The sequence below is a fragment of the Hymenobacter sp. FMD4 genome (assembly GCF_058932745.1).
On the sequence record NZ_JBZYWH010000030.1, the window covers coordinates 1 to 22,209 of the forward strand.

General features: G+C 53.7%; 20 protein-coding genes. 17 read left to right on the plus strand and 3 right to left on the minus strand.

Annotated elements, in window-relative coordinates; genetic code table 11:
• Positions 1-169: 169 nt before the first annotated feature.
• The 10 genes from AC5FXY_RS19840 (at position 170) to AC5FXY_RS19885 (ending at position 10,819) form a co-directional block, all read left to right on the plus strand.
• Entirely contained in the window at positions 170-1,180 is a 1,011-nt protein-coding gene (locus tag AC5FXY_RS19840; protein ID WP_493558461.1) for a hypothetical protein, read from the plus strand.
• A 93-nt stretch (positions 1,181-1,273) separates the two neighbouring features.
• On the plus strand, positions 1,274-2,677 hold the full coding sequence (locus tag AC5FXY_RS19845) for a lipopolysaccharide biosynthesis protein (RefSeq protein ID WP_493558462.1): 1,404 nt from the start codon (positions 1,274-1,276) through the stop codon (positions 2,675-2,677).
• 13 nt (positions 2,678-2,690) lie between these two features.
• On the plus strand, positions 2,691-3,614 hold the full coding sequence (locus tag AC5FXY_RS19850; protein ID WP_493558463.1) for a glycosyltransferase family 2 protein: 924 nt from the start codon (positions 2,691-2,693) through the stop codon (positions 3,612-3,614).
• 40 nt (positions 3,615-3,654) lie between these two features.
• The gene (locus tag AC5FXY_RS19855) at positions 3,655-4,863 is read left to right on the plus strand and encodes a glycosyltransferase (protein WP_493558464.1); all 1,209 of its coding nucleotides are present in this window, start codon (positions 3,655-3,657) and stop codon (positions 4,861-4,863) included.
• A gap of 130 nt (positions 4,864-4,993) precedes the next feature.
• Positions 4,994-5,926: a glycosyltransferase family 2 protein gene (locus AC5FXY_RS19860; RefSeq protein WP_493558465.1), complete on the plus strand. Its 933-nt coding sequence runs from the start codon at positions 4,994-4,996 to the stop codon at positions 5,924-5,926.
• A 78-nt stretch (positions 5,927-6,004) separates the two neighbouring features.
• A complete protein-coding gene (locus AC5FXY_RS19865) occupies positions 6,005-6,724 on the plus strand; it encodes a GNAT family N-acetyltransferase (protein WP_493558466.1) in 720 nt (239 codons plus the stop codon).
• 60 nt (positions 6,725-6,784) lie between these two features.
• Complete coding sequence (gene rffA, locus AC5FXY_RS19870; protein ID WP_493558467.1) at positions 6,785-7,921, plus strand: dTDP-4-amino-4,6-dideoxygalactose transaminase; 1,137 nt, start codon at positions 6,785-6,787, stop codon at positions 7,919-7,921.
• Between the two features lie 7 nt (positions 7,922-7,928).
• Entirely contained in the window at positions 7,929-9,014 is a 1,086-nt protein-coding gene (locus AC5FXY_RS19875) for a glycosyltransferase family 4 protein (protein WP_493558468.1), read from the plus strand.
• A 12-nt stretch (positions 9,015-9,026) separates the two neighbouring features.
• A complete protein-coding gene (locus tag AC5FXY_RS19880) occupies positions 9,027-10,040 on the plus strand; it encodes a polysaccharide deacetylase family protein (protein WP_493558469.1) in 1,014 nt (337 codons plus the stop codon).
• A 5-nt stretch (positions 10,041-10,045) separates the two neighbouring features.
• The gene (locus AC5FXY_RS19885) at positions 10,046-10,819 is read left to right on the plus strand and encodes a formyl transferase (protein WP_493558470.1); all 774 of its coding nucleotides are present in this window, start codon (positions 10,046-10,048) and stop codon (positions 10,817-10,819) included.
• Positions 10,820-10,821: 2 nt separating this feature from the next.
• Here AC5FXY_RS19885 and AC5FXY_RS19890 read toward each other — a convergent pair whose 3' ends face one another.
• Together AC5FXY_RS19890 and AC5FXY_RS19895 are read right to left on the minus strand one after the other, a co-directional pair.
• Positions 10,822-12,165 carry a hypothetical protein gene (locus AC5FXY_RS19890; RefSeq protein WP_493558471.1) on the minus strand — a complete coding sequence of 448 codons (1,344 nt, stop codon included), beginning with the start codon at positions 12,163-12,165 and terminating at the stop codon, positions 10,822-10,824.
• 16 nt (positions 12,166-12,181) lie between these two features.
• Positions 12,182-13,453: a tol-pal system protein YbgF gene (locus AC5FXY_RS19895; protein WP_493558472.1), complete on the minus strand. Its 1,272-nt coding sequence runs from the start codon at positions 13,451-13,453 to the stop codon at positions 12,182-12,184.
• Positions 13,454-13,796: 343 nt separating this feature from the next.
• Here AC5FXY_RS19895 and AC5FXY_RS19900 point away from each other — a divergent pair, with 343 nt between their 5' ends.
• The 5 genes from AC5FXY_RS19900 (at position 13,797) to obgE (ending at position 19,454) form a co-directional block, all read left to right on the plus strand.
• Entirely contained in the window at positions 13,797-14,477 is a 681-nt protein-coding gene (locus tag AC5FXY_RS19900; protein ID WP_493558473.1) for a M20/M25/M40 family metallo-hydrolase, read from the plus strand.
• A 132-nt stretch (positions 14,478-14,609) separates the two neighbouring features.
• Positions 14,610-16,871 carry a sodium-translocating pyrophosphatase gene (locus AC5FXY_RS19905; RefSeq protein WP_493558474.1) on the plus strand — a complete coding sequence of 754 codons (2,262 nt, stop codon included), beginning with the start codon at positions 14,610-14,612 and terminating at the stop codon, positions 16,869-16,871.
• Positions 16,872-16,979: 108 nt separating this feature from the next.
• Positions 16,980-17,519 carry a hypoxanthine phosphoribosyltransferase gene (hpt, locus tag AC5FXY_RS19910; protein WP_493558475.1) on the plus strand — a complete coding sequence of 180 codons (540 nt, stop codon included), beginning with the start codon at positions 16,980-16,982 and terminating at the stop codon, positions 17,517-17,519.
• A 78-nt stretch (positions 17,520-17,597) separates the two neighbouring features.
• Complete coding sequence (locus AC5FXY_RS19915) at positions 17,598-18,221, plus strand: adenylate kinase (RefSeq protein WP_493558476.1); 624 nt, start codon at positions 17,598-17,600, stop codon at positions 18,219-18,221.
• A gap of 168 nt (positions 18,222-18,389) precedes the next feature.
• Positions 18,390-19,454, plus strand: a complete 1,065-nt coding sequence (gene obgE, locus AC5FXY_RS19920; RefSeq protein ID WP_493558477.1) for a GTPase ObgE — start codon at positions 18,390-18,392, stop codon at positions 19,452-19,454.
• A 3-nt stretch (positions 19,455-19,457) separates the two neighbouring features.
• Here the strand turns inward: obgE and AC5FXY_RS19925 are convergent, their stop codons facing one another.
• On the minus strand, positions 19,458-19,949 hold the full coding sequence (locus AC5FXY_RS19925; protein WP_493558478.1) for a hypothetical protein: 492 nt from the start codon (positions 19,947-19,949) through the stop codon (positions 19,458-19,460).
• Positions 19,950-20,324: 375 nt separating this feature from the next.
• On the opposite strand from AC5FXY_RS19925, the gene AC5FXY_RS19930 reads away from it, so the two are divergent.
• A complete protein-coding gene (locus tag AC5FXY_RS19930; protein WP_493558479.1) occupies positions 20,325-20,903 on the plus strand; it encodes a nucleotide exchange factor GrpE in 579 nt (192 codons plus the stop codon).
• Between the two features lie 70 nt (positions 20,904-20,973).
• Positions 20,974-22,122 carry a molecular chaperone DnaJ gene (gene dnaJ, locus AC5FXY_RS19935; RefSeq protein WP_493558480.1) on the plus strand — a complete coding sequence of 383 codons (1,149 nt, stop codon included), beginning with the start codon at positions 20,974-20,976 and terminating at the stop codon, positions 22,120-22,122.
• Positions 22,123-22,209 lie beyond the last annotated feature (87 nt).

Genomic DNA, 22,209 nt, shown 5'->3' on the forward strand with positions numbered 1-22,209 from the left:
AGCCTCTAATAATTTGGTGCATTGGTGGAGGATGGCGGCATTGGCCGTTAGCCTCCACCAATGCACCAAAATTTTTGGTGCCACTTGGTAGTACTGGCAATTCCTCGATCAACCAACTCCAGCTTCTCCGACTGCCTTTCCGCTGTCTCTAGCGGTTAATTCTTCGCGAATGGATATTATCGTTAAGTCGTTCAACCGCCCGTATTACCTGGAAAGATGTATCCGCAGCATATACCAGTATGCGCAGGGCGACTTTACAGTTAAGATCCTGGATGACGGCACGCCGCCGGTGTATCTGGAAAAGATAAAGCGGTTATTTCCTGAGGTAGTAATTCTTACCTCGCCGTTGTATGATGCGAAAGTAGCAGCCATCAACGCTCATGTGCACGAAGGCAAGCCTTTCGACCAACGTACGATACCTACGGCCTTCTGGATAGAGGAGGTGAGGAAAAGCTCCTCCGTATTCTTACTGATAGAAGATGATATCTGGCTAACTGGGGAATTGCCGCTGAAGCAATTCGAAGACGAAATGCTTCAGGGCAATATTGTGATGGTGAAGCTCAGTTGGCTGGGCAACAATAATGTAATTACCGGGCAGAAGCGTGATGTTAATCAGATAATGGAGGAGATTGTACCGTCCATTCCTCTGCTGAGCCAACTCATTGTCCTAGACAGGTTCGGGGTTCGTACTTTACTAAAGTCCACTAAGCTGCTGCGCTTTGTGCGGTCTGATTTTAAGTTGCAACTACCCGTGTATACGCTCTACGGAGTCGCCTCTGCATTTTTTTCAAAAGAGTACTGGCTGTATTTGTGGAACAACAGCCAGTTGCGCGTAGATGAAGTCAAGCAGCTGCAAAAGGCGGCAGATTGGTACTTTAAGCACAATAGCCGCTACGCCAAATCGTACGTTGAGCTTACGCGTACATCTTTCAAAACATCGGCAACCAATATGTTCAAGGGGGTCAACCTTGATGTATTCGTATTCAATCATCACCTAAATGAAGCTTGGCTCAAAGGGGAGTTCGATGCAATGCAAGGTTTTCCGAAAGACTTTGACGAGTCCTACATTGAACAATTTCTGCAGCGGATCAACGATTCCCGTAGCTCCCACGGAGAATGGTTGAAATGGATTGAAAAATTTAAATCTCAATACCGCAGCTTCGGCTGCGAGGTGGATTAGTAAACTGATCGACATATACTGTTTGTAAAACTAAGCTAGTGCGTCAATGCACTGGTTGCTGGGTTTTTAATTTCACCGCTTGCGCTAAGGGTTTTGTATAAAAGATTGAAAGCTGGGGTTCTTGAAATAACAAGTGCCTTAAAGCAAAAAGGCTCTTTTGCACAAAATTTCGCTATTTCCTTTTCAGGCTCTGCAGCAGTAACTGTTTTGAGCTTGTTGTTGGCGCCTATTATGTCCCGCATTTATCCACCTGCTTCGTACGGGCAATTTGCGGTATTCAATAATATCGTAGGAAATCTGGGCCTGATTTCGACACTTTCCTACGCAAGTGCTATTCCACTGCCTAAAGAAAAAGCGAAAGCGCTAAGCGTTGTTCAACTGACGCTTATTCTATCGTTCGTTTCTTTTGCCCTGCTGGCCATTGTATTTGGTCTGTTCGGAGATGAATTGCTCGTAAAGTTGCAAGTGCCGTCCTTGGGCAACTGGGTGTACCTGATTCCGTTGCTGCTGTTGTTATTCAACCTCAGCATGATCATGAATTTGTGGTATACCCGTACCAAGGCGTTTAAAACTAGAGCCGTGGTAGATGTGGCCACCAATGCTTCGGGCCGAGCCTTCACGTTGGGATATGGTTTGTGGTCAGCGGGACATCCTACGGGTCTCATTCTAGGTGACTTGTTTAGCCGCCTGACGCTGTTTATTGGTTTGTTGAGAAGCGGGGCACACAAGGAGTTGGGTGAGGTTCGCAGCACCTTTTCTTGGCAGCGCATAAAGGAGGCTGCTGTGGAATACCGCGAGTTTCCCTTGTACATGCTGCCGGGGAGCTACATCGATGCTCTTTCAGCGCAGCTACCCATTTTCTTTCTGACCAGTGAGTTTGGCGCCACGGTGGTAGGTTTGTACTCTTTCTCGGTTACGCTCCTAGAAATGCCTATTAATCTAATCGGAGCTGCTGTAGCACCCGTATTTTATCAAAAGGCTACTGAGACTTATCATAATAATCCTGGTTACTTAGGAGAAATTACTCTTAAGCTATTTAATAAAATGTTGTACCTGGGGCTTTTGCCTTTTGGTGTAATTACTGTTTACGGCGACTGGATATTTAAATTTGTGTTTGGCGCGAAATGGGAAATGGCAGGCTTGTTTACTGCCTATTTGGGGTATTATTATATTTTCAAACTTACTTCTCGCTCCACGATGGCTATTTATACCGTGGTTAATAAGCAGCGGTATACCCTCATTACAAATATTGCATTGCTGGCCACACGCGCTCTGGCGCTGTCCATCGGTGTGTATATGCACGATGTGAACCTAGCCTTGATGTTATTTGGACTAGGAAGCCTGCTTTGCATGTTTATCGTAGATATGCACATTCTGCATCTTTTGAAGCTGCCGGTATTCGGTATTGCACTTCGTACTGCTGCTATTATCATTAGTGCACTGGTTGTGTTGAAGGTATTACGTTTCGGAATAGAATCTTTATTTCCAGCTTTGTAGCTTGATTACTGCCATGTCAGAGTCTACTTTCTCAGCCAATTCTCCGTTCTTCAGCATAATAATACCCACTTATAATCGGGCAGACTTCATTGCTGATACTCTCCGCTCGGTTTTAGCTCAATCGTTTAAGTCGTTTGAGGTAATCATTGTAGATGATGGGAGCAAAGACAATACGGCGCAGGTAGTTCAGCCATTCGTTTCGGGAAACGTGCACTACTTCCGGAAACAAAATGGTGAGCGGGGCGCAGCACGCAACTATGGTCTGGACCGGGCGGCGGGTGAGTATGTATTATTTCTTGACTCGGATGACCTGTTTCACGAAAATCATCTAAGCATCCTCTTCGCGGAAATTCAAAGAATAGGTAGCCCCAATTTCATAGCTACCAAATATGATTTCCTTCGGGATGAGCAGTACCATCCGAGTGACTTGGTAGCTGTGCCTGCCGGGCGTTACGGCTTGGATTTTTTTATCCGCGGCAATGCCCTGGCTTGTAATATTTGCGTGCGGCGGCAGAATAAGCAATTGCACCGTTTTGAGGAAGACCGCCGATATGCTGCCGTCGAGGATTGGATGTTTATGCTGCAGAACACCCAAAACGATGTCGTGCATCTGGTCGATGCCGTGACGCTGACCATGAACGACCACGATGCCCGTTCTATGCGGGCCGACAACCAAGGCTTGATCAAAAAGCTGGAGTTGGCGGCACAGTGGATGCTAAGCCACGTCACGTTAAATGCGGAACAGCGCCAACGCTTGCTGGGTCGAGTGTACTACCTATGCGCAATCCACGCATACGCAGATGGGCACCGGTCGCAAGCTTTAGCATTCGCCTGGCGGGCCAAGGCAGGTTTATCGGCCTCTCAAGCAGTCATACTCGGCGTGCGCTGCTTGGCTGGACCTGGCTTTATTGGAGCCCTGAAAAAGCTGCGCGCTTAAGCCAGGCACTCTTGTTTACGACCTGACGTTTTCCCTCATCATGCGCATCTTATTTTTGAGCTATTGGGGCTTGGAAGACCCTTTGACTATTTCTACAGTCATGCCGCACCTCAAGGTGTTGCAGGAGCGGCCCGATGTGGAAAGCATCTTGCTGGTGACGATTGAACGTGGAGCCACAGCACTGAGCATTCCAGTGTTGAGTCTGCCTTTCCCTAATCAGAAAGTCACTTTCAAGCCTCTTTGCTCTCGGCCAGGGCGCAATGTGCTCGTAACCAAGACAGATGACTTCTTGCGCTTTCCGAAAGAGTTAGCCAGTTTGGTGCAAGAGCACCACATTGATGCTATCGTGAGTAGAGGCGCACCAGCCGGGGCCTTGGCCTACTTGGTATGGCAAAAAACACGCACTCCTTTTCTGGTCGAATCGTTTGAACCGCACGCCGATTACATGCTCGAATCGGGCGTGTGGCGTAGCTACGATCCGCGCTATCTGTTTCAACGGTATTGGGAAACCAAGCAGAAGCAGCTCGCCCTAGGTTTGATGCCGGTGGCTGAAAATTATCGGCAACAATTGATTCGGGAAGGAGTGGCTGCCGAGAAGATCGTAACGGTACCTTGCTCCGTCAATACCAGTGCGTTTAAGTTTGATCCGGCGCTAAGGGAGCAGGTGCGGCATCGTGTAGGCTTTGCTGCTGACGCGGTGGTCGGCATCTATGTCGGAAAGTTTGGTGACATCTACTATGATGCCGAAGCGTACGATTTGTTTAAGGCTGCCGCAGCGCACTTCGGTGCTGATTTTCGACTGATCGTCCTGACGCCCAATCCGCTTGACGAAGTCAAACAGCGGTTGGCAGCGGTTGGCTTGGGCCCCGATAGGGTTTTCGTAATCAAAGCTGCGCACCACGAGGTGCCTGGCTATTTATCGGCTGCTGATTTTGCTTTTGCGCCCATCAAGCCCGCCCAGTGCCGTAAGTTTTGCTCACCGATTAAGGTAGGTGAGTATTGGGCAAGCGGCCTGCCTGTATTGCTGACCGAGGGCGTAGGTGACGACAGCGACATCATTCAGCAGGAGGGTGGAGGCGCCATCTTCAACTTGGATCGGCCAGCAAGTGTGGGGGAGGCTATTGAGCAAATCGGAAAAGTGCTGGAGGCACCCCGCTACCGAGAAACTGTTCAGCAGTTAGCATTGAAGCACCGCTCATCCGAGCGGGTAGTGGGGGCTTATGATGCTTTACTGACCGGCGTCGGATAAGAGGGAATTCAGCCCGCGGCCGGCTACTTCAGATAAGCCAACCGTTTGGGACGTACCTTTGTGAGCGGCAAGCAAGCCAGCAAGAGCTGGATTAGCGCACTTTTTCTCCACCTTTGGTCCCTTTGTACTCTTGAGTTCAGAACGTCCGTTGTTTTCAATTGTCAGTCCGGTGTACGGGGCCGAGACCTTGGTAGATGAACTGGTGCGGCGTATCGTGGCAAGTGTGTCGCAGCTGACAGATAACTTCGAAATCATCTTGGTAGATGATCGGGGGCCCGATAATTCCTGGAAGCGGATTCTACACAACACCAAGCTGGATAAGCGTGTGCGGGGCGTGCGGCTAAGCCGAAACTTCGGTCAGCATAAAGCTATTACCGCCGGTCTGGCTCAGTGCCGTGGCGAATGGGTGGTGGTCATGGACTGCGACTTGCAGGATCAACCCGAAGAAATTGCTAAGCTGTTTGCAAAGGCCCAGGAAGGCTATGACATCGTGTTTGCGCGCCGCGTAGAGCGGCAGGATACACTCTTCAAGCGTTTCTTTTCGAAGGCGTTTTATCAGGTACTGTCCTACCTGACGGAGACTAAGCAGGATCCGGCCATTGCAAACTTTGGCATTTACCACAGCAAAGTGGTGCAGGCGGTGTTGGCGATGAAGGATAGCATCCGCTACTTTCCGACTATGGTTCGGTGGGTAGGGTTTGACATTGCTTCGGTGTCGGTGGAGCATGCCGAGCGGCCGCAGGGCAAGAGTTCTTATAACTTTCGGCGCCTGATTCATCTGGCTATCGATATCATCCTGTCCTACTCCGATAAGCCTTTGCGCTTAGCTGTGAAACTGGGGCTGTCGGTGTCAGCCATGGCTTTTGTCATGGCCCTGGTTACGGGCGTCCGGTTCCTGCTGGGGAATATTGTAGTACTAGGCTATACCAGCCTCATCATTTCCATTTGGCTGCTTTCGGGGCTGCTGATGTCGGTTTTGGGTATGGTAGGGTTATACATTGGCAAAACCTTCGAGCAGGTCAAGAGCCGACCCGTATTCTTGGTTGATGAAATAATCAACTAAGCCCGCAGGCCTTGAGTAATGGTGTCACACAAGGCTTGCCCTCCTGTTTATCTGGTATCTTACGCTAGACGCTAGCACATGACGACTGAATTGGTTCCTTTAGCCTGGGATAGTGAGTTTTTGGGCTTTTCGGTGGGCCGCATTTCTGTGACCAAAGGCGCAGCAGAGCAGTTGACCGATTTAATTACCCAAGCTCGCCATTCGCAGTACCAGCTGATCTATGTAGTGGCGGATCCGACCGATGTGCTTAGTCAGCAGGCCGCTTCTCACCACGGGGCAGTGCTGGTAGACCGGAAAGTGACCTTTCTGCAGCAACTGGAAGCCAACTCCGTCGCCGCAGTGGCAGAGCCCGATATCGTGGAGGTGCATCAGATGAACCCGCAGTTACGGGCGCTGGCCTTGCAGAGCGGAACGTACTCCCGGTTTCGTTGCGACCCCCGTTTTGAGCGGCAGGTGTATGAAGAACTGTACACCAAATGGATTGAGAATTCCTTGAAGCGTGAACTGGCTCGCACTGTGCTGGCGTACCGTCCGGCTGATAAAGAACTAGGTGTGCTGACCCTTGGCCTCAAGCATGGCCGCGCCGATATTGGGTTGCTGGCCGTGGATGAAGCAGCACGTGGAGCACGAATTGGGCAACGGCTAGTGGCCGCGGCTAAGCGGCAGGCGTTGGAGTGGGGGTGCCCAGCACTACAGGTTGTTACCCAGCTGGAAAATCAACCGGCCTGTCACTTTTATGAACGATGCGGGTTTCATCAGGAGCAGGTAGAGTATATCTATCACCTGTGGATGGCTTAAGGAGGAGTTGCCGCCCGTTGCGTATTTTTGCACGTTTTTGGCTTTAACCTGCCCCGTCACATGTACCCACAAATCCCATTTAATAAACCCTATCTATCAGGAAACGAGACGGTTTATATAGAGCAGGCTGTTCGTTCCGGCAAAATATCGGGTGATGGAATATTCACTAAGCGTTGTCATTCCTTTTTTGAGCAGCAATTAGGCTTCCGTAAGGTGCTGCTAGCTACTAGCTGCACCGATGCGCTGGAAATGGCGGCTATTCTGCTGAACCTGCAGCCCGGCGACGAAGTAATCGTGCCGTCTTACACGTTTGTGTCGACGCCCAACGCCTTTGTGCTGCGTGGCGCAAAAATTGTGTTTGCTGATAGCTCGTCGGAAAACCCCAATCTGGACGTGCGCAAGATAGAGGAGCTTATCACTCCGCGTACCAAGGCCATCGTGCCGGTGCATTACGCTGGTATTGCCTGCGACATGGATGCCATCCAGGCCATTGCCGACCGACACAACCTTGCCGTTGTGGAGGACGCGGCCCAGGCTATCGACAGTTTCTACAAGGGCCAGCCGCTGGGTACTTTTGGTGCGCTGGCTGCATTCTCTTTCCACGAAACCAAGAACATCATTGCCGGTGAAGGTGGCTTGCTGGCCATCAACGATTTGGCATATGCCAGCCGGGCCGAGATAATTCGTGAAAAGGGCACCAACCGATCATCTTTTTTCCGCGGCGAAGTAGATAAGTACGGCTGGGTAGACGTGGGCTCTTCCTTTCTTCCTTCGGACATTATTGCCGCTTTTTTGTGGGCTCAGCTGGAGCACATGAGTGAAATCCAGCAACGCCGAAAGGATATCTGGCAGCGCTACTACGACGCTTTTTCACCCTTAGCCAACCAAGGCATTGGGCTGCCCATGATTCCGGACTATGCGACTAACAATGGGCATATGTTCTACTTGGTTTGCCGTAGTCTGGATGAGCGTACAGCGCTGATTGAAAGCCTGAAGAAGCGGCAGATACTCCCAGTATTTCATTACTTGTCGCTGCACAAGAGCCCGTTTTACGCAGACAAGCACGACGGCCGTGAACTAGCTTGGGCTGATCATTACACAGACTGCTTGGTACGTCTGCCTCTGTATTACGAACTCGCTCCCGAAGACCAGCAGCGTGTAACTGAGGCTGTGCTGGACTTCTACAAAGGACGTTAACCGCGCAATGCCGAGCATCCTTTTTCTTGTTCCATACCCAGTTGGAAAGGCGCCCTCGCAGCGGTTTCGCTTTGAGCAATACCTGTCCCGGCTTGCTGAGCAAGGCTACCAGTATCAACTGGTGCCCTTTCTCGACGATGCTACGTGGGCTATTCTATACAAGCCCGGCCACACGGGCCGTAAGGTTCTGGGTATTTTAGCAGGCTTTCTACGGCGTCTCCTGCTGGTGCTGACTGCCGTCGGCAAGTACGACTTCGTGTTCATCCACCGCGAAGCGGCTCCCATTGGTCCACCGGTGTTCGAGTGGATTATTGCCAAGTTGCTGCGTAAGCGCGTTATCTACGATTTCGACGATGCCATCTGGATGAAGGACCCAGCCGGCGAGCAGACGTTCATCAGCCGGCTAAAGTGGCAGCAGAAAGTGGGACAGATCTGTAGCTGGGCTTATCGGGTGAGCTGTGGCAATGCTTACCTGCGCGATTATGCCGCGCAATTCAATTCACAGGCTGTCATCAATCCCACTACCCTGGACACGGAGCATTTGCACAACCAAGTGCGGGAGCAGCAGACTGGTCTTAACGAAACGGTAGTGGTGGGCTGGACTGGTACCCACACCACATTGCGGCACCTGGATTTGGTGTGGCCGGTACTGGAACGGCTTGAGCAAGAAGGGCACCGGTTTGAATTTCGGGTCATTTCCAATCAACCGCCGGAATACAAAGGACTGAAGTCACTCACTTTTCGCCCGTGGCGAAAGGAGACGGAAATTGCAGACTTGGCCACGTTTCATTTTGGCCTGATGCCGCTCGTAGATGACCCATGGGCCCGTGGAAAATGTGCCTTCAAGGCGTTGCAATACATGTCACTGGGTATGCCGGCGCTAGTATCCCCGGTGGGCATGAATACGGAGGTGGTGCAGGAAGGCATCAACGGGTACATATGCGCCAACGACGAGGAATGGTATCAGGCTATACAGCGTCTGCTTACGGACGAACCGTTACGCGCGCAGCTAGGCAAAGCTGCCCGGCAAACTATTGTGGAGCGTTATTCTGTACTTTCTAACACTTCCAACTTTCTCGCGCTGTTTCGCTAATCAATCGCCCAAATGACTGCTGATAAACCTACGGAGCCGGGTAAGCTGATTATCTCGCTCGATTTTGAGTTGTATTGGGGAGTGCGGGATCAGCAGACCTTGTCGCAGTACGGTTCCAACATTTTGGGAGTGCGCCAAGCCATTCCCGCTATGCTGGCCCTGTTTGGCGAGTATCAGTTGCGCGTCACCTGGGCCACTGTCGGCTTGCTTTTCTTCAGCAAGAAAGACGATATGCTGGCTCATTTGCCCTCAGTGCGCCCGGAATATGCTGATCCTAAACTCTCGCCTTACCATGCAATGCACGAAGTAGGGGCAGATGAAGTTCAGGACCCGTACTACTTCGGGCAATCATTGATTGACCAGATTCGGCAGGTACCAGGACAGGAAATGGCGACTCATACTTTTTGCCACTACTACTGCTTGGAGCGAGGGCAAACCCCCGAGGCTTTCCGGCATGATCTGGAAGCGGCCGTGCGCATAGCGCGTGCGCAAGGCCTGGAAATGCGCAGTCTGGTGTTTCCGCGCAACCAGTCCAATGCGGCTTATCTGGACATTTGTCGCGAACTGGGCATTACGAGCTACCGCGGTAATGAGCAGTCGTGGATATATAAGGAGCGCAACGAGGAAGAACAAGCCCTCTACAAGCGCGGCGCCCGCCTGCTCGATGCATACCTGAACCTTTCGGGGCATCATTGTCATCGGCTTGAGGATATTGCTCGCTCCGGGGCGCCCTTTAATATCCCCGCAAGTCGTTTTCTCCGTCCCTGGTCCCAGCGGCTCAAGCCTCTGGAAGGGTTGCGTATGCGGCGGATGATGGCTGCCATGGAGCACGCGGCACGCGAAGGGTTAGTCTACCACCTGTGGTGGCACCCCCACAACTTCGGCGCTAATCTGGTAGAAAATATGGCCGTATTGCGGCGCTTAGCTGACCATTACCGCACTTTGCAGCATCGGTACGGCATGGAAAGTCTTTCCATGGGCGATTTAGCCACTAGGTTGTTACATCAAGTTTCCGCTACGGTATAGAGCGTATGAGCAAACCCAAAATTGTAATTCTGGCTGGTCCCGGTTCATCCACCGATATCCTGTTTCATGCACTGGATCAGGAATTCGGTGTGCACCGCATCATCATTGAGCAGCCAATCAGTCAAAAGCAATTGCTCAAACGCCGTGCAGAGAAACTGGGTTGGAGCACTGTAATGGGGCAAATACTCTTCAAACTCCTCGTCGCTAAGCCCCTTGAAAGTAGTTCACAGAACCGACTAACGGCTATCCGGCGAAGCAATAACTTGATTGAGAAGCCGATTCCGGAAGACCGGGTGCTGCGCGTGCCTTCGGTGAATGCCGCTGAAACCATTGAGGCATTACAAAAAATGCAACCCGACGTCATTGTTGTCAATGGCACACGCATTATTGCCAAGAAGGTATTGCAGAGCGTGCCATGCAAATTCATCAATACTCACGCAGGAATTACGCCGCTGTATAGGGGCGTGCACGGAGGCTATTGGGCATTAGCCAACGATGACGTCGCGCACTGTGGCGTTTCTGTGCATTTAGTCGATCCAGGTATCGATACTGGAGCCATTATCTCTCAAGCTCTTATTCAACCTACTGCCGAGGATAACTTTGTTACTTACCCAATGCTGCAGTTAGCCGCTGGTTTGCCTTTGCTTAAGCAAGCCGTGCGAGATGCCCTAAGCGGAGAACTGCAATTGATTGCGCCTCCAGAAGGTACTTCCCGGCTGTGGTCGCACCCAACACTAACCCAATACCTGAGCAACAAGGCCCGAAACGGTACCAAATAGGGTTAGATAGCTGCGGCACGTCGGCCCGTTACGCCTCTACGAGGAGTAATTGCTTGAGCCTTTAACTGCATAATGTATAAGGCTGCTAGGAAAAAAGGCATCAAGGGAATTTTGTACCGGACCAACGTACCGAAGTTCCCGCTGGTAGTGCCCACCCCGATAGCCATGATGACGGAGAATATAAAGCAAAAAGTCAGGATGGGCTCGGTGGCGATTATGCGTAAGCCCCTAATGAAGCCCGCTTTATAGAACAGGCGAACGAATAAGTAAAGAAACATTGAGGCTTCAAGTGCCGATAGGAGCATTACCGGGTTGCGGGCCTCAAACAAGAAGGGCCGAAACAGCGAAATGAACACAGCCTGAGGTGCCACTTTGACAATAGAATTAAGAGAGCCATCTAGTTCTCCGATGTCATAAGCTGAGCCGCTGGTAACATATTCGCTTAAGTATTCTTTGGTAATCTTACTACGTTCCCCAATTTTCTCAACGTCAAACCTTTCGTCGCCAGCGGTAAGATTGGTAGCCCCGAAGTAGGCGGCACCAGCTCCTAAGATGATGAAGAAAGGCTTTAGGAGCAGGCGGAGCGACGCCGACTTGATCCGGTTGTTGTTTTCGTTGAATACCCAGAAAAGGGCTGGCGGCATAAAAGAGAGAAGAATATAGATTTTGGCGGATACCAGGATGTAAATGCCCAACCCCCCCAAAATAGCCGCTGTCTGAAAGTTCTTTTTAAGGATGAATACGTGGTAAAATCCGTAGAATGTCCAGCCAAGTGCGCCAATACAAAGCGAGTCTTTCATCAGGCCCGAGCCCCAGAAGAACACCGAGGGCAGAAAGAAGACCGCAATAGCTAAATTCTTATAGGCTGTAGGATAAATCTTTATGAAAGTAACATACATAGCCCACATGCCACAGAAGCTTATGAAGGCAAAGGCAAGAGCGATGACTGTATAGGTATTGAAGCAAAAGAGAGCAATAACGGCTGCTATTCTGACAATAAAGAATTCCGTGGAGTTAGGCTGCCACCAAAACATGTAGCGGGTATACTTTGATAGCTCCGGAAGTTTGGCTCCATTGGCGGTCATCATTTTGATGCCCGTGCCGAAAGAATCTCCAAAAGCTTGGTAAACCAGCTTGACATGCATGTAGTAGTTATAGGTGTCGCCGCCGTTATAGTAAAACTGATAAATAACCCCTAAGCTGATGGCACCAAGAAATTTCAGAGACAGCGCCGGGATGAAATATTTGCGGGTATAAGCATTGGTGTATCGGTCTCGTGCCGCAAAAGCAAGGACGTAGAATAAACCTAAGTAGATAGGGGTGAGAAAAAGGTCCTTAAGCTCCATAGTATCCAGCCGGGGCTTAACCCTTCTTATTCTTCTTAATGTATGCCTTCGCCTCGCGGTACTGCTCGCTTTTCCGGTCGGCTTTGTCGCGTACCACATCATAGTACTGCAAGGCTGCCGGAATATTTTTGGCTTTGTCAGCCATGCGAGCCAGATTGAGGTTGGCGTAGAGGTAAAACCCACCACTGGTTTCGCCGGTGCTTTCGGCAAACACGATGCAGCGCTGGTAGAAGTCTTGGGCTTTAGTGATGTCCTTATACTTGTTCTGGGCTAGCCAACCGAGGAAGTAGGTGGCGTAGCGGCCGCTGATGGCTTCGTAACCTGGGAACCCGCGGTTGATCTTGTCGAGAATGTCGCGGCTTATTCGCTCACACTCACGAAACTCACCTTCATTAAAACAGAGCAGTGCGTAGAAGCGCTGGAAGTAGGCGTTGTCGGGGTAGGTGGTAGCTAGGTAGCGCGCCACTGGCATGGCACCGGTTGGGTTGTTCTCCTCGTTATTGAGGATGCGCATCAGGAAGAACTTGGCCTCAGTGCCGGTGTAGAAGCCGTTGTCGGCCACGTGGCGCAGTTGCTGCAGGCCGAGCTGGCGGTTGCCCTTGGGGAAGAAGAGCATGACGGGGCGCAGCAAGGGGTAGTGCTCGGCAATCCAGACCTGGTAGTAGTTGAACAGGGCCTGGCCGAAGAGGAACTCCGGGCTCAGCCCGTTGGCCTCCTGGCTGCGCTGCAAATAGTCCAGGGCGCGCTTGCTCGAGACGGTGGCCTTGCGCCAGTCGGCCCGCTCGGCGTGCAGGCGCGCGTCGAAGCCGTAGGCGGCGGCCAGGAAAAAGCAGGCCTCGTAGTTCTGCGCGTTCTGCCGGTAGAGCGCCTCGCCCTTGGCGATGGCCGTGTCCATGTAGGCGAAGAAGGGCTTGTCGTAGAGCTTGGTCTGCACGTTCGTCGGCACGATCTTCCACCACTGGCTCAGCCCCAGCAGAAAGTACGGCATCGGGTGCTGCGGGTAGCGCCGGCGCAAGGAGCGGAACTGCTTCTCGGCCCGGTCGTACTTGAAGTTGTAGAGGTTGCGCACCGCCCCGTCCAGCTCCAGCTGGATGTCCTTGTCCAGCAGCAGCCAGCCCGAGTAGTCAACTGCTCCGGGGGCCACGTCCACATTCTCCAGCTGAATGTTGCGAATGGGGGAGGACTTCTGAGCAGTATCTGGCTGCTGCGCATACACCGCTGCCGGGCGCAGAAAAAACAGGCCGAACAGCGCGACTAGCGACAGGACAAAACGCAGATGAACGGTCATGTAATGCAATGAAGGAAACGGCGCGCACGGAGCAAGCCAGCGTTCCGTAGCCAAACGGAACAGCTAAAATATGCTATTTGGGTTACAATTGAGACGAAAACGCCTTTCTATGGAGCTTTTGCATACGCTGTGCCGGCTACCGGCCCCTTCCGGCAACGAAGCCGCGCTAACTAAATTTTTACTGGGTTACATTAAAGAACAAGCGCCCAAGTGGCAAGTTCAGCCACAAGTGCTGGCTGGAGAAAGATTCCAGGATTGTATTATTCTAGTCTTCGGGAAGCCCCGAACAGCCGTATTTGCGCATATTGATTCCATCGGGTTTACAGTTCGGTACGGGCACCAATTGGTACGAATCGGCGGGCCTGATGTAGAAACGGGCTACCACCTGGTAGGGCAAGATGCGCAGGGCCCAATCGAGTGTACCCTTACTGTAGATGCCCAAACGGGAGCGTTGGGTTATGAGTTCAACCGGGAGATTGAGCGCGGCACGGAACTCACCTTCAAATGTGACTTCCGTGAAACGGCGGACACCGTCCAGAGCTGTTACCTGGACAACCGCTTGGGCGTGTGGACTGCGCTACGCCTGTGCGAAACCCTAGAGCATGGAATTGTGGCATTCAGCTGCTGGGAAGAACACGGTGGCGGTTCGGTTAAGTACCTAGCCAAGCACATTTACAAAACCTTTGGAGTGCGCCAAGCGCTGGTCTGTGATATCACCTGGGTAACCGAAGGTGTGCATCCGGGGCAGGGTTGTGTGATTTCGCTACGCGACTCGCTGATTCCGCGCCGCTCCTATGTAGAACGCATCCGACGCATTGCTGCTGAGTCAGGAATTCCGCACCAACTAGAAGTAGAAGGCAGTGGCGGTTCCGACGCCAAAGAACTGCAGCATGGGGCGCAGCCCTGGGACTGGTGCTTTGTGGGTGCCCCGGAAGACAACGTGCATACACCCGACGAAATCGTACATAAGGCCGATATCGACAGCATGCTGAAGCTATATCAGGTACTGATGCAACACCTATAAGGCGGCAGGATTGGATTGAAGTTAGAAGGAGTGCGCAGAAAAGCTTGGTCTTGTGGGTAAAAGCTCTATTTTTCACGCATCAAGTTGTGCTTTTCTCTTTCTAGTCCTCCTTCTCACCACCAACACCGCTTTATGATCATTCTTTACCTCGCCCCCGCACTGGGCCTGCTGGCGCTGCTGTACACGGCGGTGCGCTCCAGTTGGGTAGCCCGGCAAGACGCCGGCGACGACCGCATGCGCACCATTGCCGGCTACATCGCCGATGGGGCCATTGCCTTCCTGAAAGCTGAATACCGTGTCCTGGCCCTGTTCGCGCTAATTGCCTGCGCTTTTCTTGGTTTTTTGAGCTTCGGTAATGAACGCTCGCACCCCATCATCATCGGGGCGTTTCTGTTAGGAGCAATTTTCTCGGCCGCTGCGGGCTACATCGGGATGAAGATTGCTACAAAAGCCAACGTGCGCACCGCTCAGGCGGCGCGTACGAGCCTTTCCCAGGCCCTGAATGTGTCGTTTGCGGGCGGCTCAGTAATGGGCATGGGCGTGGCCGGCTTGGCTGTGCTAGGCTTAGGCGGTTTATTTATTGCGTTCTACTACATGTTTGTGGGCGACGCTAGTGCCAATGGTCCCGAAATGGAGCGGGCCCTGGAAGTACTGACGGGCTTCTCACTAGGGGCTGAAAGTATCGCGCTGTTTGCCCGCGTGGGCGGCGGTATCTATACCAAAGCCGCCGACGTAGGCGCCGACCTCGTGGGCAAAGTAGAGGCCGGGATTCCGGAAGACGACCCGCGTAACCCCGCTACTATTGCCGACAACGTAGGCGACAACGTGGGTGACGTAGCCGGAATGGGCGCCGACTTGTTTGGCTCCTACGTGGCTACCATCCTCGCCACCATGGTGCTCGGCCGCGAAGTAGTAGCCGCCGGCGACAATTTCAATGGCCTCTCGCCGATTTTGCTGCCCATGGTTATTGCTGGCCTGGGTATAGTTTTCTCGCTTATTGGCATCCTGTTCGTGCGGGTAAAAGAAGGCGGCGACGTGCAGGCAGCCCTGAACAGAGGCAACTGGATTTCGGTAGCCCTGACGGCTGTTGGCTCGTATTTCACCATCCAATACCTGCTGCCCGACGGTACTATGGGGATGAACCGTCTAGGCTCGGCTCCTTTCACTGCCATGGATGTGTTCTGGGCTGTGGTAGTGGGCCTGATAGTAGGCGCACTGATGAGCATCATCACCGAATACTACACTGCCATGGGCAAGCGCCCGGTGCTGAGCATTGTGCAACAGAGCAGCACGGGCCACGCTACCACGGTCATTGGTGGTTTGGCCGTAGGCATGGAATCTACGGTGTTGCCCATTATCGTGCTGGCGGCCGGTATTGTACTGTCGTATGAATTTGCCGGGCTGTATGGCGTAGCTATTGCCGCGGCGGGTATGATGGCCACCACGGCCATGCAGCTGGCCATCGATGCCTTCGGGCCGATTGCCGACAACGCCGGTGGTATTGCTGAAATGAGTGAGCTGCCGAAAGAAGTGCGCGAGCGGACCGACATCCTAGATGCAGTAGGCAACACTACAGCCGCTACTGGCAAAGGCTTCGCCATTGCATCCGCCGCGCTGACGTCGCTGGCCTTGTTTGCCGCCTTCATGGGTACGGCAGGCATCAACACCATTGATATCAGCAATGCCCGCGTGCTGGCTGGTTTGTTTATCGGGGCTATGGTGCCCTTTATTTTCTCGTCGCTGGCCATTGCTGCCGTAGGTCGGGCTGCCATGTCGATGGTGCAGGAGGTGCGCCGGCAGTTCCGCGAGATTCCCGGTATTATGGAAGGCACCGGCCGGCCAGAGTATGAGAAATGTGTTGCTATTTCCACCCAAGCTGCCATTCGGGAGATGATGCTGCCGGGGGCCATTGCCCTGCTGACGCCCATCATCATCGGATACGCCTTCGGGCCGGAGGTACTGGGCGGCCTGCTGGCCGGCGTGACGGTATCGGGCGTGCTAATGGCCATGTTCCAAAGCAACGCCGGCGGCGCTTGGGACAACGCCAAAAAGTCGTTTGAAAAAGGTGTGATGGTAAATGGCAAAATGGAGTACAAAGGCTCCGATGCACATAAAGCTTCGGTAACCGGCGACACCGTGGGCGACCCGTTCAAAGACACTTCCGGGCCTTCGATGAACATTCTCATTAAGCTGATGAGCATTGTGTCGCTGGTTATTGCCCCGCACATTGCCCGCGAAGGTGGCGTAACGCCCAACCGCGGTGTAGCGCCGCTGCCGCAGCGCCCCGCTACGGAGCAAGTACAGCAAGCCGTTAAACCTAAAGTTCGCTACGTTGACCTTTCCGCTGAGGCTTCGCGTATCGTGCTGACTTCCTTGCGGAAGTACGCCGAATAGGAGGGAAGCATCATTCGATAATCGAGCAGCCTTTCCGCAAGCCGGAAGGGCTGCTCTTTTTTCTTGTACCTTCGCGGCACTTTCGCCCCGGATCAATCCTGCCCTGGCATGCCTCTGCCTACTATCTCGCTGCACAACAAAGAGTTTGTACCTTACCTGTCCGAAGCCCAGCTAGCCACCGCTGTGAAGGGCGTGGCCGAGCAACTAAACCGCGACTATGCGGGCAAAACGCCGCTCTTCGTGGCCGTGCTCAACGGCTCGTTTATGTTTGCTTCTGACTTGCTCAAGGAGGTAAGTATCGACTGCGAAATAGCTTTTATCCGGGTGACGTCTTACCAAGGCACCAGCAGCACCGGTGAGGTAAAAGAAATCCTTGGCCTGCAGGAAGACGTACAGGGACGACATGTAGTGGTGCTGGAGGACATTGTGGACACGGGCCATACCATGAAAGCCCTGCTGGAGCAACTGCAAGCCAAGCAGCCCGCGTCACTGGAAGTGGCTACGTTCCTGATCAAACCCGATTGTCTACAACATCCGTTAGCCATCAAATACCAAGGATTGGCCATTCCCAACGACTTCGTAGTCGGCTACGGGCTCGATTACGACGGGCTCGGCCGAAACTACCGCGACCTGTACCGCGCCGTATAAGCCGCACCATGTTGGGCAATCTTTCTTATCTTACACTCGCCCCCGTTTTTCTCACACTCCCTCCCGCTCTCTCGCATCATGCTTAATATCGTGTTGTTCGGCCCGCCCGGTGCAGGTAAAGGAACCCAGAGCCAAAATCTAATTCAGCGCTACGGCCTGGTACACCTCTCCACCGGCGACTTGCTTCGCTCGCAGATTACCCAAGGCACCGAGCTCGGCCTTAAAGCCAAAAAGCTCATGGATGCTGGCGAACTGGTGCCCGATGCCGTGGTAATCGGCATGATTGAGTCACAACTGGCTGGTAATAAGGATGCCGCCGGCTTTATCTTCGACGGCTTCCCGCGTACCATTCCGCAGGCCGAGGCCCTCGACGAACTCATGCAGCGCTATGACACGGGCATTTCGTGCATGATTGCGCTGGAAGTGACCGAAAACGAGCTGGTAAAGCGCCTCCTCGAACGCGGCAAAACCTCCGGACGTCCTGATGATCAGAACGAAGAGCTGATTCGCCGCCGCGTGGTGGAGTACAACACCAAAACCGCGCAGGTAGCTTCGTATTATGCTGAGCAGGACAAGTTTCACGCCGTGAACGGCATCGGAGGCATCGACGACATCTTCCAACAGCTCTGTGCGCTGATCGACTCGCACCAGCCCGCTACACTGGTGGACGGCTCGCAGGCGGCTGACGAGGTAAAAGCGTAACTTTGCAGAGCCGTCGGCCCCGGGCCGGGCGGCATCTGACATATCTGTCATCCTGAGCTTAGCGAAGGACCTTATCATGCCGGAACGAGATTCGTACAACCGATTCGTTCTGCCCTGAGGAGGTCCTTCACTATGCTCAGGATGATAGCTTTTTACTAGTTGACCAGTATGGCTTCCAATAACTTCATCGATTACGTCAAAATTTGCTGCCGCTCGGGCCGCGGCGGGGCAGGCTCGCATCATATGTTACGCGCCAAAGGCAAGCCCATGGGCGGGCCTGATGGCGGTGACGGTGGCCGCGGCGGCCACATTATTCTGCGCGGCAACAAGCAACTCTGGACGTTGCTGCACCTGCAGTACCAGAAGCACGTAATTGCGGGCCACGGCGAAGGCGGCGGCGAAAACCGCGCTACCGGAGCTCAAGGCGAAGACATTATTCTGGATGTACCGCTGGGCACCATCGCGCGCGATGCCGAAACCGGCGAAATCCGCGCTGAAATCACCGAGGATGGCCAGAAGATCATCCTGACGCCCGGCGGGCGTGGCGGGCTCGGTAACGACCATTTCAAATCAGCTACTAACCAAGCGCCTACCTACGCCCAGCCTGGCGAACCAGGCCAGGAGGTATGGAATATCTTGGAGCTCAAACTGCTGGCTGACGTGGGTCTGGTGGGCTTCCCCAACGCCGGTAAGAGTACGCTGCTGTCGGTGGTATCGGCGGCTCGGCCTAAGATTGCCGATTACGCCTTCACCACGCTGGTGCCCAACCTGGGAGTAGTGGGCTACCGCGACTATCAGTCTTTCGTGATGGCCGATATTCCGGGCATCATCGAGGGGGCGGCCGAAGGGAAAGGGCTAGGCCTGCGTTTTTTGAAGCACATCGAGCGCAACGCCATCCTGCTGTTCATGGTAGCGGCCGACTCGCCCGATATTGCCAACGAATACAATATTCTACTGAGTGAGCTAGAGCAGTTTAACCCAGACCTGCTCAGCAAGCGTCGCGTGCTGGCTATTACCAAGTCCGATATGCTGGACGCGGAACTAGAAGCGGAAATCGAGGCCACCTTGCCCAATGACGTGCCGCACATCTTTATTTCCAGCATCACCCAGAAAAACATCCAGCAGCTCAAGGACCTCTTGTGGCTGGCTCTGCAACAAGCACGCCGCGAAGCTCCCACGCCCATGCGGCAGAGCTACCGCGTAGAAGAGGAGTCCGAAGACCAGTTCGACTAATTGTTATGCCGAGGGCGAGGGGCGCAGTTGCTGATAAAGCAGCTGCGCCGCCGCTTCTAATAGAGGCTGGTCGGTACTGCGTTCTTGGCAGCGTTGCAGGTCGTAATGACACAGCGTGCCGAAAGGTTTGCCAGCCGCATCACGGATGAGTACGCCGCAGTATGATATGACCGGTGTGGTTACCACGCCCTTAACGCGTAAATCGGTGGTGGCGTCCTGGATTTCCAGCGGCGCTTGCTGCTTGCCTACCAATGAGCAGAAAGTGGCTGCCATGGGCGCGTCTTCCCCTTGCTGCAACTCTTGCTCGTAGCGGTCAAAGAGGAGTTCGTTACGTAGGATATCACCATCGAAACGATAAACGCCGGTGTAGCGGTGCGGAGTACGGTCGTTTAGGTACTTAAGTGCTGCACGTGGGCCCTGATGCTGCAATAAGCTGGCAAACTCGCTGATTTCCTGAAGCATCGGGCTGTCTTGCCCTGGCGTAGTGCTGAGCATGTTCTGAAGTCGGTGGTAGGGGCGGCTGGTGTGCTGATAGCGGCGGCCAAAGGTCGGAGGGGCTGCTAGGTGTGCAAATGTAGTAAAGCCCGTTCCGAGAAAAGCCAAGGTGCTGAAGTCGTTTTTACGGTTTTGGGCAATAAAGTTTAGCTCGAAGTTTCATTTGATTAGCTTCATACGTCAAAGCAGTGACTTACTGAGCCTCAATTGCTAAAGCCCGCCGTGCCCACGTGCAGGCGTTACTTTGTCTGAACTAAACCGCTTGGCTTAGGGGTTTCTGTGCCACTATGTCACCTGCAGGAGCTTTGGCAGGTTCCTTGATTTGAGCCAGTTCCCGAAACTGAACATTCATTTTCTGAAATACCTACCGTAGGCATGGCTGACGAAAAATTTCCGCAAGCCGAAGAGCCGCAGGCACAAAGTGCGGCTTCTAATCCCGAGCAAGTAACCGGGGAAACCTTTGACGAGCAAAGCAATGGCCAGACAGCCGATGGCAATGCCCCGGCCGATGCGTCCCGTACCGATCAAGAAGTGGCCGAACTGAAAGACAAATACCTGCGCCTGGCAGCCGAGTTCGAGAACTACAAGCGCCGCACTACCAAAGAGCGCGCCGATCTGTTCAAAACCGCTAATCAGGAGTTGATGACGGTGTTGCTGCCCGTGCTCGATGATTTTGATCGGGCGCGTCAGCACACGCAGAATACCGAGGATGCGAATGTTGTGCGCGAAAGCATCGACATCATTCACGGCAAGCTGACGAAGGCACTGCATCAGAAAGGCTTACAGCCAATGGAGACCAGGGGCGGGGCTTTCGACCCCGAATTGCACGAGGCCATCACCCAGATTCCGGCGCCATCGGAAGACCTGAAGGGCAAGGTGGTGGATGAAGTAGAAAAAGGCTACTACCTGGGCGACAAGGTAATCCGTCACGCCAAGGTGGTGCTGGGCCAATAATTGTAGAGCCGAAAGATTAAAGGAGAAACAGCTGCTGACCCGGCCAACGGCTCCTTACCAAGTACCGACTATGTCGACCAAGCGAGATTATTACGAAATACTGGGCGTAGCCAAAAACGCGTCGGCGGATGAAATCAAGAAGGCTTACCGCAAGGTGGCCATCAAGTTTCACCCCGATAAGAACCCCGACGACCCCACGGCCGAGGACAAGTTCAAGGAGGCCGCTGAGGCTTACGAAGTGCTGTCGGACGACAACAAGCGCGCCCGTTACGACCGGTTTGGGCACCAGGGTGTGGGCGGTGCCGGCGGCAACGGGCACGGCCCGAGCATGGAGGACATCTTCTCGCAGTTCGGCGACATCTTCGGGCAGGGCGGCGGCTTCGAGAGCTTCTTCGGGGGCGGAGCCCGTAGCCAGGGCCGCCGCGTGCGCAAGGGCTCCAACCTGCGCATCAAGCTGAAGCTTGATCTGGAGGAAGTGGCCAACGGCGTCGAGAAGAAAATCAAGGTGAAGCGCTACACGGCCTGCAATACCTGCACTGGCACCGGCGCTAAAAACGGCACCGAGGTGCGCGACTGCGGCACTTGCCACGGCCAAGGCCAGGTGAAGCGCGTGGTGCAGACCATGCTCGGCCAAATGGTGAGCAGCAGCACTTGCCCCACCTGCCACGGCGAGGGCAAAGTGGTAACGGCTAAGTGCGACGCCTGCCACGGCGAAGGCCGTCAGTTGCAGGAGGAAATCATTCCGATCAACATTCCGGCAGGCGTGGCCGAGGGCATGCAGCTCTCCATGAACGGCAAGGGCAACTACCCCGAGCGCGGCGGTGTGCCCGGCGACCTGCTCATCCAGATCGAGGAAGAACCGCACGAGTTCCTGAAGCGTGACGGCAACAACGTGGTGCTGGATCAGTACATTTCCATCATCGATGCCGCCTTAGGCGCCAACATTGAGGTGCCCACTATTGAGGGCAAGGTGAAAGTCAAAATCGACCCGGGTACCCAAGCCGGTAAAATACTTCGCCTGCGCGGTAAGGGTGTGCCCGACCTGAACGGTTACGGTAAAGGCGACCAGCTCATCCACATCAATGTGTGGACGCCGAAGAATGTGACAAACGACGAGCGGGCGCTGCTGGAGAAGCTGCGCAACTCGCAGAACTTCGCCCCTAACCCCGGCAAGAACGAGAAGGGCTTCTTCGAGAAAGTGAAGGAGTATTTTCAATAGCGTTACCACAAGCCTGATTAGCGAAAAGCCCGGCCATAAGCCGGGCTTTTTGTGCGTTATGCCACCGTCTGCCGCTACGAGTTGAGC

Excerpts from the sequence above, each read along its gene's own strand:
- AC5FXY_RS19840 (WP_493558461.1), top strand. The coding sequence starts at position 170 with ATGGATATTATCGTTAAGTCGTTCAACCGCCCGTATTACCTGGAAAGA.
- AC5FXY_RS19850 (WP_493558463.1), top strand. The coding sequence starts at position 2,691 with ATGTCAGAGTCTACTTTCTCAGCCAATTCTCCGTTCTTCAGCATAATA.
- AC5FXY_RS19855 (WP_493558464.1), top strand. The coding sequence starts at position 3,655 with ATGCGCATCTTATTTTTGAGCTATTGGGGCTTGGAAGACCCTTTGACT.
- AC5FXY_RS19865 (WP_493558466.1), top strand. The coding sequence starts at position 6,005 with ATGACGACTGAATTGGTTCCTTTAGCCTGGGATAGTGAGTTTTTGGGC.
- rffA (WP_493558467.1), top strand. The coding sequence starts at position 6,785 with ATGTACCCACAAATCCCATTTAATAAACCCTATCTATCAGGAAACGAG.
- AC5FXY_RS19875 (WP_493558468.1), top strand. The coding sequence starts at position 7,929 with ATGCCGAGCATCCTTTTTCTTGTTCCATACCCAGTTGGAAAGGCGCCC.
- AC5FXY_RS19880 (WP_493558469.1), top strand. The coding sequence starts at position 9,027 with ATGACTGCTGATAAACCTACGGAGCCGGGTAAGCTGATTATCTCGCTC.
- AC5FXY_RS19885 (WP_493558470.1), top strand. The coding sequence starts at position 10,046 with ATGAGCAAACCCAAAATTGTAATTCTGGCTGGTCCCGGTTCATCCACC.
- AC5FXY_RS19890 (WP_493558471.1), bottom strand. The coding sequence starts at position 12,165 with ATGGAGCTTAAGGACCTTTTTCTCACCCCTATCTACTTAGGTTTATTC.
- AC5FXY_RS19895 (WP_493558472.1), bottom strand. The coding sequence starts at position 13,453 with ATGACCGTTCATCTGCGTTTTGTCCTGTCGCTAGTCGCGCTGTTCGGC.
- AC5FXY_RS19905 (WP_493558474.1), top strand. The coding sequence starts at position 14,610 with ATGATCATTCTTTACCTCGCCCCCGCACTGGGCCTGCTGGCGCTGCTG.
- hpt (WP_493558475.1), top strand. The coding sequence starts at position 16,980 with ATGCCTCTGCCTACTATCTCGCTGCACAACAAAGAGTTTGTACCTTAC.
- AC5FXY_RS19915 (WP_493558476.1), top strand. The coding sequence starts at position 17,598 with ATGCTTAATATCGTGTTGTTCGGCCCGCCCGGTGCAGGTAAAGGAACC.
- obgE (WP_493558477.1), top strand. The coding sequence starts at position 18,390 with ATGGCTTCCAATAACTTCATCGATTACGTCAAAATTTGCTGCCGCTCG.
- AC5FXY_RS19925 (WP_493558478.1), bottom strand. The coding sequence starts at position 19,949 with ATGCTCAGCACTACGCCAGGGCAAGACAGCCCGATGCTTCAGGAAATC.
- AC5FXY_RS19930 (WP_493558479.1), top strand. The coding sequence starts at position 20,325 with ATGGCTGACGAAAAATTTCCGCAAGCCGAAGAGCCGCAGGCACAAAGT.
- dnaJ (WP_493558480.1), top strand. The coding sequence starts at position 20,974 with ATGTCGACCAAGCGAGATTATTACGAAATACTGGGCGTAGCCAAAAAC.